Source organism: Ilumatobacter sp. (genome assembly GCF_965215205.1).
In the GTDB taxonomy this organism is placed as follows: domain Bacteria; phylum Actinomycetota; class Acidimicrobiia; order Acidimicrobiales; family Ilumatobacteraceae; genus Ilumatobacter_A.
Genome location: NZ_OZ244049.1, coordinates 2,267,029 through 2,278,393, shown reverse-complemented (window position 1 = coordinate 2,278,393; position 11,365 = coordinate 2,267,029). Strand labels below are relative to the sequence as shown.

The following is an 11,365-nucleotide window of genomic DNA, read 5'->3' as shown; positions in this document are numbered from 1 at the left end:
ACGAGCGAGCCGACGCGACGTCGGCGGGGTCGGACCGGAGGTCGTCGCTAGCCTGGTCGGCCGTGCCAGCGTTCCAGACCAGTCCCGGCATGCGGGACCTGCTCCCCGAGCAGAGCGCGCGCTGGCGTCGCCTGCAGGGGGTGTTCGCCGACGTCGTCGGTGCCGCCGGCTACGGCCAGATCATGACGCCGCTGCTCGAGGACATCGGGGTGTTCGCACGCATCGGCGACGCGACCGACGTCGTCACCAAGGAGATGTACGACTTCCGCGACCGCGGCGACCGCCACGTCGCGCTGCGCCCGGAGATGACCGCGAGCGTCTGCCGGGCGTACGCCCAGCACCGCCCGACCCCGCCGTGGAAGGTGTGGTACTCGGGGTCGAACTTCCGCTACGAGAAGCCCCAGCGCGGGCGGTTCCGCCAGTTCGACCAGGTGGGGGTCGAGGTGCTCGGGGTCGACGACGCCCACCTCGACGTCGAGGTCATCGCTCTCGCGCACGAGTTCTACCGGCGCCTCGGGTTGCGTCGGGTGACGCTGGTGGTCAACAGCCTCGGCGAGCCCGAGGACCGCGCCCGCTACGTGGAGGCGCTGCGGACCCACTTCGCCGGCGCGCAGCTCGGTGAGCAGAGCCGCCAGACGCTCGAGCGGAACCCGTTGCGCGTCCTCGACTCCAAGCGCGACGTCGACGTCGAGGCGATCTCGACCGCCCCGACGATCGGTGAGTTCCTCTCCGACGCGGCGGCCGAGCACTTCGAGACCGTCCGATCCGGCCTCGACCGGCTGGGGATCGAGGCGACCGTCGAGGCCAAGCTCGTGCGCGGGCTCGACTACTACCGCCGGACCATCTTCGAGTTCCAGGGCGGCACCCTCGACTCCGCGCAGAACGCGCTCGGCGGGGGCGGCCGCTACGACGGGCTCGTGGAGGCGCTCGGGGGGCCACCGACGCCGGGCATCGGCTTCGCCCTCGGCGTCGACCGGACGTTGCTCGCGTGCGACGACGAAGGCGTCTTCGGGCCCGACGAGCGCCCGCTCGACGCGTTCGTCGTCGACGTGGTCGGGGGCGGCGAGGCGGTCGAGGTCACCGCCGCGCTGCGCGCGGCCGGGCTGTCGGCCGATCGCGCCTACGACGGGCGCAGCATGAAGGCCCAGATGAAGCTCGCGAACCGCTCGGGGGCGTCGCACGCCGTGATCGTCGGTCCCGACGAGCTGGCCTCCGGCACCGTGGTGGTCAAGCCGATGTCGCGCGACTCCGGTGAGCAGCGCGTCGTGGCGCGCTCCGAGCTCGTCGGGCACCTGGCCGCGTCGCTCCGGGTCGATCTCGCCGGCGCCGCGTCACCCTCCATCGGCGCCCCCGCGGTCGCCGGGCCCGACGACGGCGCCCGCACCCGCGGCACCGCCACCTCCGGCACCGCCACCCCGGGCACCAGCACCCCCGACGCCCGGGCCGGCGACACCGCCGGACCCGGCCCGAGCGCACCCGACGACACCAAGGACGACGAACGATGAGCTCCACCTCGATGCGCACCCACCTCTGCGGCGACCTGCGCCGCGACGACGTCGGCGAGACGGTCAGCGTGTGCGGGTGGGTCGCCCGCCGGCGCGAGCACGGCGAGCACCTCGCCTTCGTCGACCTGCGCGACCACTCCGGGATCGTGCAGTGCGTCGTGAACGACGACGTCGACGTGCGCAGCGAGTACGTGCTGCGCATCACCGGCACCGTGCGCGACCGCCCCGAGGGGACCGTCAACGACGACCTGGGGACCGGCTCGATCGAGATCGGCGACTGCGAGGTCGAGATCCTGCGCGTCGCGACGCCACCGCCGTTCCCGATCGACGCGCGCGCCGACGACGTCGACGAGAACACGCGCCTGCGCTACCGCTACCTGGACCTGCGCCGTGAGCGGATGCAGCGGAACCTGCGCATCCGCTCCGCCGTGAACGCAGCCGTCCGCGGCTCGATGCACGACCAGGGCTTCGTGGAGGTCGAGACCCCGATGCTCGTGCCCTCGACCCCGGAAGGGGCTCGCGAGTTCCTCGTCCCGTCGCGCAAGGAACCGGGCTCGTTCTACGCGCTGCCCCAGTCGCCCCAGCTGTTCAAGCAGCTGCTGATGGTCGGCGGCGTCGACCGCTACTACCAGATCGCCCGGTGCCTGCGCGACGAGGACCTGCGGGCGGACCGCCAGTACGAGTTCATGCAGCTCGACATGGAGATGAGCTTCGTCGACCAGGACGACGTCCTCGACGCCGTGTCGGCGTCGGTGCTCGACGCCGCCGAGGCCGTCACCGGCGAGCGCCCGGACCCGATCGAGAGGATCACCTGGCACGAGGCGATGAACCGCTTCGGCATCGACAAGCCCGACCTGCGCTTCGCCATGGAGCTGGTCGAGCTGACGCCGGTGTTCTCCGGCACCGAGTTCAAGGCCTTCTCCGGCGCCCTCGAACCCGGGGGAGCGATCAAGGGCATCAAGGTCGACGGAGGCGCCGACGACTACGGCCGCAACCGACTCGACAAGCTCACCGACCGAGCCAGGTCAGCGGGGGCGAAGGGCCTCGTCTGGCTGAAGGCGACCGACGACGGGTTCGATTCGCCGGTCGCGAAGTTCCTCTCCGAGAGCGAGGTCGCGGGGGTGAAGGAGGCGATGGACGTCTCGACCGGCGACCTCGTGCTGATCGTCGCGGACGAGTGGTCGACCACGTGCGAGGTCCTCGGGACGCTGCGCAACGAGATCGGGCGCCCTCCGGTCCACGAGGGTCCGTACCGCTACGTGTGGGTGGTCGAGTTCCCGCTCTTCGTCGGTCGTGACGCCGAGACGGGGGCCCCCAAGTCGGGCCACCACCCGTTCACGATGCCCCACCCCGACGACGTCGACAAGTTCGACACCGATCCCATGTCGGTGCGCTCGATCGCGTACGACCTCGTCCTGAACGGCTGGGAGCTCGGATCCGGATCCATCAGGATCCACGAACCCGAGCTGCAGCGGCGGGTGTTCCACGCGCTCGGCATCGACGACGAGGAGGCGGAGCGCAAGTTCGGCTTCTTCCTCAACCCGTTCGACTACGGCGCCCCGCCCCACGGGGGGTTCGCCTTCGGTCTCGACCGCCTCGTGGCGATCCTGGCCGGCGAGGACAACATCCGCGAGGTGATCGCCTACCCGAAGACGCAGTCGGGCCAGGACCCGATGACGAACAGCCCGAACCCGGGGGATCCGGCGGCGCTGCGCGACCTCGGGCTCCGGGTGCTGCCGACCGCCGACTGACGCGAGGTTCGCCACGGCGCGCCGGGCGCGCACGAGGCCCCGGTCGGATCTCGACCGGGGCCTCGTGCGAGCGGTCGCCGAACCCGACGGCGCTCGGTCAGCCGTCTTCCTCGGTCTCGCTCTCGATGTCCTGCTGGACGTCCTCGGCGCCGTCCTCGACGTCTTCGGCGCCGTCCTCGACGGCGTCGTCCACGCCGTCGACGGGGTTGTCGATGTCGTCGTCGTTCCCGTCGTCGTCCGAGCACGCGGCGGCGCCCAGGGACAGGGTCGCGACCGCGGCGGCGGCGGCGATCCGGGTGGGCAGGGTTCGTGTCCTGATCATTGCCCGATGGTCACCGTTGTTCACACGATCGAAACACTCGGCGCCCGTCCTCGTGCCGGGTCGTGGACCGGGCGGGATCGCCGCCGGGCCACCGCTGCGGACGGTGCCGGAGCCTGCGACGTGGGTCACCGGTCGAGGTCCTCGGGGCCGGAGGGGCACGGCTCGTGCCGTGCTACGTTCGCCGACGACCGTGAAGCGGGTCCCGAGAGGCCCGGACGGAAGGACGCGAACATGACGAGCAAGCGGGTCCTCGCACCCGACGACGTGCGCCGGGCGACCACGCGCATGGCCCACGAGATCATCGAGCGGAACCAGGGCGTCGACGGGGTGGTCCTCGTCGGCATCCAGACCGGGGGCGTGTGGCTCGCCGAGGCGCTGGGACTCGCGATCGACCGCATCGGTCACCGGATCGCCATCGGGTCGATCGACGCGTCCCTGCACCGCGACGACATCGGTCTGCGGCCCGTGAGCCCCGGCGCGGTCAGCGACATCACCGTCGACGTCGACGGCGCGACCATCGTGCTCGTCGACGACGTGCTGTACACCGGACGGACCGTGCGCGCCGCCCTCGACGCCCTGTCCGACTACGGGCGCCCACGCACGGTGCAGCTCGCCGTCCTGGTGGACCGCGGCCACCGCGAGCTGCCGATCCGGCCGGACTACGTGGGCAAGAACCTCCCCACCAGCGTGCGGGAGTCGGTGGCCGTGTCCCCCGACGGCGTGGAGATCGCGGCGGTGGGCGCGTGAGCAGGTCGCTGCTGTCGATCACCGAGCTCGGGCCGGAGGGGGTCCGACGCATCTGCGACCTCGCCGACACGATGGCCGAGGTGAACCGCCGACCGAACCCGAAGGTCCCGGCGCTGCGCGGCAAGACGGTGTGCAGCGTGTTCTTCGAGGACTCGACGCGCACCCGGTTGAGCTTCGAGACCGCGGCCAAGCGCCTGTCGGCCGACACGATGACGTTCTCGGTGTCGCAGTCGAGCCTGAACAAGGGGGAGAGCCTGCGCGACACCATCGAGACGATCGCGGCGATGGGGGTCGACGCCTTCGTCGTCCGCCACGGCTCGACGGGGGCGCCCTGGCTCGTCGAGAGCTGGACCGAGGCCGCGGTGATCAACGCCGGCGACGGGTGGCACGCCCACCCGACCCAGGGGCTGCTCGACGTGTACACCGTGCGCACCGCTCTGGGGCGGACCGGTGGCCTCGACGGGTTGCGGGTCGCGATCGTCGGCGACGTGAAGCACAGTCGCGTGGCCCGCTCGACGACGGCGGCGTTCTCCGCGCTCGGCGCCGACGTGGTGTGGGTGGCTCCGCGCACCCTGCTGCCACCGGTCGTCGGGGAGCGCTCCACGGAGGACCTCGACGAGGTGATCGACTCGGTGGACGTGCTCTACCTGCTGCGCATGCAGAACGAGCGCATGTCCGAGGCCCTCGTGCCCCACCTGCGCGAGTACACGGCGCGCTTCGGCCTGACCCGCGAGCGTGCCGCCCGGCTCGGTCCGGGGACGATCGTGATGCACCCCGGACCGATCAACCGGGGCGTCGAGATCGCCGTCGATCCGGCGGAGCTGGCAGGTGCGCTGATCACCCGCCAGGTCACGAACGGGATCGCGGTCCGCATGGCGGTGCTGTTCGACCTGCTGTCGGCCGACGTCACCTCCCACGCCCTCGCGGGGGGTGTCCCGGCGTGAGCACCCTGATCACCGGCGGGACGGTCGTCGACGAGACCGGGGCGCGCCGCGCCGACGTGCGCATCGAGGGCGGCCGGATCACGGCCGTCCTCGACCCCGGCGACGTCGGCGCCGGCGCCGTCGCGCCCGGCGAGTCGGCCGACCGCGCCGAGGTGCACGACTCGACGGAGGTGCTCGACGCGACGGGGCTGGTGGTGTGCCCCGGCTTCGTCGACCTGCACACCCACCTGCGCGAACCGGGCCGCGAGGAGGCCGAGACGATCGAGAGCGGGTCGCGCGCCGCCGCGCTCGGCGGCTACACCGCGGTCGTCGCGATGCCGAACACCGACCCCACCCAGGACTGCGTCAGCGTGGTCGAGTTCGTGCGCGAGCAGGGACGGCGCGCCGGGCTGTGCGACGTCCACCCGTCCGGGTCGATCACCGTCGGCAGGCGCGGCGATCAGCTCACCCCGTTCGCCGAGCTGGCCGCGGTCGGGGTGCGGCTGTTCACCGACGACGGCGACGGCGTGCAGGATCCGCTGCTGATGCGGCGCGCCTTCGAGTACTCGGCGGGGCTGGGGGTGACGATGGCCCAGCACTGCGAGGTGAAGCGGCTGACAGCCGGCGCGGTGATGCACGAGGGGGAGTGCTGCAGCCGGCTCGGCCTGCCCGGGTGGCCGGCGCTCGCGGAGGAGCTGATGGTGCACCGCGACATCGAGCTGGTCCGGCTGACCGGAGCCCCGGTGCACCTCCTCCACCTGTCGTGCGCGCGCAGCGTCGAGCTCGTCCGGAGGGCGAAGGCGGACGGGCTGGCGGTCACCGCCGAGGCGACGCCGCACCACATCAGCCTCACCGACGAGACCCTGCGCTCCTACAGCGCGATCTACAAGGTCAACCCGCCGCTGCGCACGATCCACGACGTCGAGGCCGTGCGCGCGGGGATCGCGGACGGCACGATCGACGCCATCGCCACCGATCACGCCCCCCACGTCGCCGAGGCGAAGGAGCAGCCCCTCGACGCCGCGCCCCCCGGGATGCTGGGTCTCGAGACGGCGCTCGGCGTCGCCCTCGGGCACCTCGACCTCCCGCTCGCCGAGGTGATCGCGACGCTGTCGTGGAAGCCCGCGCGCATCGCCGGTCTCGGCGAGGTGCACGGTCGCCCGGTCGCCGTGGGCGAGCCGGCCAACCTCACCGTGCTCGACCCCGACGAGCGCTGGGAGGTCGTCCCCGCGCAGCTCGCCAGCCGGTCGCGCAACACCCCCTTCGTGGGCGTCGCGCTGCGGGGACGGGTGCGGCACACGATCCTCCACGGCGAGCTCACCGTCCGCGATTCGGTCGCGACGCGATGAGGGCCCGCACCCGAGCCCGCACGACCACCGGGCACGCCCGGCGCGGCGGCGGCCGCCACGACCGGCCCCGCTGCGGCGACGCCGACGAGCGCGAGGTGCTGGGCGACGACCGCGCCGACGAGACGACGACCAGGACGACCAGAACGATGAACCCCAGCACGGAGGCAGGTAGATGAGCGACCCGACGACCCGACCCCCCGGGCCCGCCACGGTGGAGGGGCACCTGGTCCTCGCCGACGGGAGCGTGTTCGAGGGCGACCTGATCGGCGCCCACGTGCCCGTCGCCGCCGGCGAGGTGGTGTTCAACACCTGTCAGAGCGGATACCAGGAGGTCATCACCGACCCCAGCTACGCCGGCCAGATCATCACGTTCACCACCCCCCACGTCGGCAACTACGGGATCAACTCGACCGACTTCGAGTCGGTCGGCACGTTCTGCCGGGGGATCGTCGTGCGCGACCTCGCCCGCCGGCACAGCAACCACCGGGCGCAGGGCGACCTCGGCTCGATGCTCCACGAGCGAGGCGTCCCGGGGATCGCGGGCATCGACACCCGTCGCCTCACCCGGACCCTGCGCGACCACGGGTCGATCCCGGGGGCGTTCGGCTCGGCCGCGACCGACGAGCTGCGTGCGGTGGCCGAGGCGGAGCCGGGGACCGAGGGGATCGACCTCGTGCGGACCGTGACCACCCCGGTGGGGTACTCCGTCGCGGCGCTCGACCCCGACTCGCGGCGTCGGATCGTGGCCATCGACTACGGGATGAAGCGCAACATCGCACGTCACCTGTCGGGTCTCGGCCACGTCGACGTCGTCCCCGCCTCGACGACCGCCGCCGACGTCCTCGCCCGCGACCCCGACGGGGTCTTCCTCTCCAACGGTCCGGGCGACCCCGGCATGTACCCCGACGCCGTCGACGCCATCCGCGACCTGATCGGCGAGGTCCCGGTGTTCGGGATCTGCCTCGGGCACCAGCTGCTCGGGCGTGCGATCGGCGCCGACACGGTGAAGCTCGCGTTCGGTCACCACGGCGGGAACCACCCCGTGAAGAACCTGGCGACGGACCGCATCGAGATCACCAGCCAGAACCACAACTTCGCCGTCGACGCCGACAGCCTCCCGTCGGGAGCCCGCATGACCCACGTGAACCTGAACGACGGCGTGTGCGAGGGGCTCGAGCTGATCGACGAGCTGGCCTTCGGGGTCCAGCACCACCCCGAGGCGAACCCGGGCCCCCACGACGCCGGCTACCTGTTCGCGCGCTTCGAGACCTCGATGGAGCTGGGGGAGGCCCGACGCCCCGCGGGACGCGGGACCATCACCCTCGACACCGAGATCCCCGCGACCGATGGCGGCCCCGGTGGTGCCGGTCGCGCGAGCGACCAGGCGGACGATCACGCGGACGATGCCCGCACCGGAGGCCGGAGCTGATGCCCCGGCGCGACGACATCGAGACCATCCTGATCATCGGGTCCGGCCCGATCGTGATCGGCCAGGCGTGCGAGTTCGACTACTCCGGCACCCAGGCCTGCCGGGTGCTGCGCGAGGAGGGGTACCGCGTCGTGCTGGCCAACTCGAACCCGGCCACGATCATGACCGACCCGGACTTCGCGGACGCGACCTACGTCGAACCGCTCACGTGGGACGTGCTCGCGGCGATCATCGACGAGGAGCGCCCCGACGCGGTGCTGCCCACCCTCGGCGGCCAGACGGGGCTGAACCTCGCGATGGAGCTGTTCGAGCGCGGGCTCATCGGCGTCGACGGCACCCCGGAGATGATCGGCGCGAACGCCGAGGCGATCGCCACCGCCGAGGACCGCGCGCGGTTCAAGGACGCGATGGCCGAGATCGGCCTCGACTCGTGCCGATCGGGCACCGCCCACTCGATGGACGAGGCCCGGGTCGTCGTGGAGGAGATCGGTCTGCCGGTGATCATCCGCCCCGCGTACATCCTCGGCGGCCGCGGCACCGGGATCGCCGCCACCCCCGAGGACTTCGAGCGAGTCGCACGCAACGGCATCGACGCCAGCCCGATCGGTGAGATCCTGATCGAGGAGTCGATCGTCGGGTGGAAGGAGTTCGAGCTCGAGGTGATGCGCGACCACGCGGACAACTGCGTGATCATCTGCGGGATCGAGAACATCGACCCGATGGGCGTCCACACGGGCGACTCGATCACGGTCGCCCCGATCCAGACGCTGACCGACGTCGAGTACCAGCAGATGCGCGACTCGGCGATCGCCTGCATCCGGCGCGTCGGCGTGGAGACCGGCGGGTCGAACGTCCAGTTCGCCGTCGACCCCGCGACGGGCCGCCAGGTCGTGATCGAGATGAACCCGCGCGTGTCGCGCTCGTCCGCGCTCGCCTCGAAGGCGACCGGGTTCCCGATCGCGAAGATCGCCGCGAAGCTCGCCGTCGGCTACACCCTCGACGAGATCCCCAACGACATCACCGCCACCGCCACGTCGTCGACCCCGGCGAGCTTCGAGCCGGTGATCGACTACGTGGTGACCAAGATCCCGAGGTGGGCGTTCGAGAAGCTCCCCGGGACGTCGGGGGTGCTCGGCACGCAGATGCAGTCGGTCGGCGAGGTGATGGCGATCGGGCGGACCTTCCCCGAGAGCCTGCAGAAGGCGCTGCGCTCGCTCGAGCAGGGTCGCCTCGGGTTGAACTGCGACCCGGGCGAGGCCGAGTACGCGACGCTCGACGACGACGCCCTGCTCGCCGCCGCGTCCGTGGCGACGCCCGACCGCATCCTCCAGGTCGGCGACCTGCTCCGCCGGGGGGTGCCCGTCGACGAGATCCACGACGCCACGCGCATCGACGTGTGGTTCCTCGACCAGATGCAGATCGTGGTCGAGGAGCGGATCGCGCTCGCCGCGACGACCGTCGAGGCGATGACCCGACGCGGGTGGCGGCGGGCGAAGCGCCTCGGGTTCGCCGACGCGCAGCTCGCGCACCTGTGGGACGTCGCCGTGGACCGGGTGCGCACGGCGCGCGAGGGCGCCGGCGTGCTGCCGACCTACAAGACGGTCGACACCTGCTCGGCCGAGTTCGCCGCCGAGACGCCGTACCACTACTCGACGTGGGAGGACGAGAGCGAGGTCCGCCCGTCGGACGGGCGCAAGGTCGTCATCCTCGGATCGGGACCGAACCGGATCGGCCAGGGGATCGAGTTCGACTACTGCTGCGTCCACGCCTCGTTCGCCCTGCGTGCCGCCGGGTTCGAGACCGTGATGGTCAACTGCAACCCCGAGACCGTCTCCACCGACTACGACACCTCCGACCGGCTGTACTTCGAGCCGCTGACCGCCGAGGACGTGATGAACGTGATCGACGCGGAGCGGCCCGAGCGGGTCATCGTCTCGCTCGGCGGCCAGACGCCGCTGAAGCTCGCGAGCGAGATCCCCCTCGAGCTGGTCGCCGGGACCTCGCCCGACTCGATCGACGCCGCGGAGGACCGCGAGCGGTGGGGAGCGATCTGCGACGAGCTGTCGATCCCGCAACCCCCCGGCGGCACCGCGGTCGACCTCGCCCAGGCGCGCGCGATCGCCGACGAGGTCGGCTACCCGGTCCTCGTCCGACCGAGCTACGTGCTCGGCGGACGGGCGATGCAGATCGTCCACGACGGCGACCAGCTCGCGAGCGCGATGGAGGAGCTCGCCGGGTTCGGGTCGCTCGGTCGCGAGGGCGGGCTGTCGGCCGAGCGCCCGGTGCTGATCGACCGGTTCCTCGCCGACGCGACCGAGGTCGACGTCGACGCGGTGCGCGACCACACCGGCGAGGTGCTGATCGGCGGGGTGATGGAGCACGTCGAGGAGGCCGGCGTCCACTCGGGCGACTCGGCGTGCGCGATCCCGCCCCAGACGCTGCCGGCGTGGATCGTCGAGGTGCTCGAGTCCTACACCGCCGCGATCGCCCAGCGCCTCGACGTGCGCGGCCTGATCAACGTCCAGTTCGCGGTCGCCGGCACCACGGTCCACGTGATCGAGGCGAACCTGCGAGCCAGCCGCACGGTCCCGTTCGTCGCCAAGGCCACCGGGGTGCCGCTCGCGAAGGTCGCGACTCGGGTGATGCTCGGCTCCACCCTCGCCGAGCTGCGCGACGAGGGGCTGCTGCGCGCCTCGGTCGGAGGCGGCCACGTGGCGGTGAAGGAGGCGGTGCTGCCGTTCATGCGCTTCCCCGAGGTCGACCCGGCGCTGGGCCCCGAGATGCGCTCCACCGGGGAGGTGATGGGGATCGACACCACCTTCGGGCGGGCGTTCCACAAGGCGGCCATCGCGTCGGGGACCGAGTTCCCGACCGGTGACGACGCCGGCCTCGTGTTCCTGTCCCTCGCGGATCGCGACAAGCCCGCCGGGCTCGTCGTCGCGCGCCAGGCCCGTGCGCTCGGGTTGGGGATCGCGGCGACGGCCGGCACCGCCGAGTTCCTCGAGAAGTTCGGCCTCCCCGTCGCCCAGGTCGTCGCGAAGGTGCACAACGACGGCGCGCGCAGCGACACCGGCGACGGTCGCCCGACCGCTCCCGAGCTGATCGCCGACGGCCGGATCACCTTCGTCGTCAACACCCCCAGCGGGCGCGCCGCGCGCAGCGACGGAGCGATGATCCGCACGGCGTGCAGCCTCCACCAGGTGAGCTGCGTCACGACGGTCGCCGCGGCCCTCGCCACCGCCCAGGGGCTGCGCGAGCGCTCGGAGGGCGCGCCGATCGTGCGTTCGCTGCAGGAGTACCACCGCCCGGCACCGGCCGACGCCGCCGGTGGCACCTGAG

Annotated in this window: 9 protein-coding genes; 8 read left to right on the top strand and 1 reads right to left on the bottom strand. The window is 72.3% G+C overall.

Annotated features, from left to right (window positions below):
* The first annotated feature begins 62 nt into the window (after positions 1–62).
* Positions 63–1,505: a histidine--tRNA ligase gene (gene hisS, locus ACOOHC_RS10740; protein WP_420450400.1), complete on the top strand. Its 1,443-nt coding sequence runs from the start codon at positions 63–65 to the stop codon at positions 1,503–1,505.
* Positions 1,502–3,256 (top strand): aspartate--tRNA ligase, encoded by a 1,755-nt coding sequence (aspS, locus tag ACOOHC_RS10735; RefSeq protein ID WP_420450399.1) that lies wholly within the window; start codon positions 1,502–1,504, stop codon positions 3,254–3,256. Before hisS ends, aspS begins: the two co-directional genes overlap by 4 nt.
* A 97-nt stretch (positions 3,257–3,353) precedes the next feature.
* Here the strand turns inward: aspS and ACOOHC_RS10730 are convergent, their stop codons facing one another.
* Entirely contained in the window at positions 3,354–3,578 is a 225-nt protein-coding gene (locus tag ACOOHC_RS10730) for a hypothetical protein (protein ID WP_420450398.1), read from the bottom strand.
* A gap of 231 nt (positions 3,579–3,809) precedes the next feature.
* On the opposite strand from ACOOHC_RS10730, the gene pyrR reads away from it, so the two are divergent.
* Genes pyrR through carB form a run of 6 tightly spaced genes read left to right on the top strand, consistent with a single transcriptional unit; the run spans position 3,810 to position 11,364 of the window.
* Positions 3,810–4,325, top strand: coding sequence for a bifunctional pyr operon transcriptional regulator/uracil phosphoribosyltransferase PyrR (gene pyrR, locus ACOOHC_RS10725; protein ID WP_420450397.1), 516 nt, complete (start codon positions 3,810–3,812; stop codon positions 4,323–4,325).
* Positions 4,322–5,269 (top strand): aspartate carbamoyltransferase catalytic subunit, encoded by a 948-nt coding sequence (locus ACOOHC_RS10720; protein ID WP_420450396.1) that lies wholly within the window; start codon positions 4,322–4,324, stop codon positions 5,267–5,269. Before pyrR ends, ACOOHC_RS10720 begins: the two co-directional genes overlap by 4 nt.
* Positions 5,266–6,597, top strand: coding sequence for a dihydroorotase (locus ACOOHC_RS10715; RefSeq protein WP_420450395.1), 1,332 nt, complete (start codon positions 5,266–5,268; stop codon positions 6,595–6,597). Before ACOOHC_RS10720 ends, ACOOHC_RS10715 begins: the two co-directional genes overlap by 4 nt.
* Positions 6,594–6,773: a hypothetical protein gene (locus ACOOHC_RS10710; protein WP_420450394.1), complete on the top strand. Its 180-nt coding sequence runs from the start codon at positions 6,594–6,596 to the stop codon at positions 6,771–6,773. Before ACOOHC_RS10715 ends, ACOOHC_RS10710 begins: the two co-directional genes overlap by 4 nt.
* The gene (gene carA, locus ACOOHC_RS10705; protein ID WP_420450393.1) at positions 6,770–8,026 is read left to right on the top strand and encodes a glutamine-hydrolyzing carbamoyl-phosphate synthase small subunit; all 1,257 of its coding nucleotides are present in this window, start codon (positions 6,770–6,772) and stop codon (positions 8,024–8,026) included. Before ACOOHC_RS10710 ends, carA begins: the two co-directional genes overlap by 4 nt.
* Positions 8,026–11,364 carry a carbamoyl-phosphate synthase large subunit gene (carB, locus tag ACOOHC_RS10700; protein WP_420450392.1) on the top strand — a complete coding sequence of 1,113 codons (3,339 nt, stop codon included), beginning with the start codon at positions 8,026–8,028 and terminating at the stop codon, positions 11,362–11,364. The genes carA and carB overlap by 1 nt, the downstream gene beginning before the upstream one ends.
* The last annotated feature ends 1 nt before the right edge of the window (position 11,365 follow it).

Bases quoted from the DNA above. Each gene is read 5' to 3' on its own strand.
- aspS (WP_420450399.1), top strand. From the start codon at position 1,502: ATGAGCTCCACCTCGATGCGCACCCACCTCTGCGGCGACCTGCGCCGC.
- ACOOHC_RS10730 (WP_420450398.1), bottom strand. From the start codon at position 3,578: ATGATCAGGACACGAACCCTGCCCACCCGGATCGCCGCCGCCGCCGCG.
- pyrR (WP_420450397.1), top strand. From the start codon at position 3,810: ATGACGAGCAAGCGGGTCCTCGCACCCGACGACGTGCGCCGGGCGACC.
- ACOOHC_RS10710 (WP_420450394.1), top strand. From the start codon at position 6,594: ATGAGGGCCCGCACCCGAGCCCGCACGACCACCGGGCACGCCCGGCGC.
- carA (WP_420450393.1), top strand. From the start codon at position 6,770: ATGAGCGACCCGACGACCCGACCCCCCGGGCCCGCCACGGTGGAGGGG.
- carB (WP_420450392.1), top strand. From the start codon at position 8,026: ATGCCCCGGCGCGACGACATCGAGACCATCCTGATCATCGGGTCCGGC.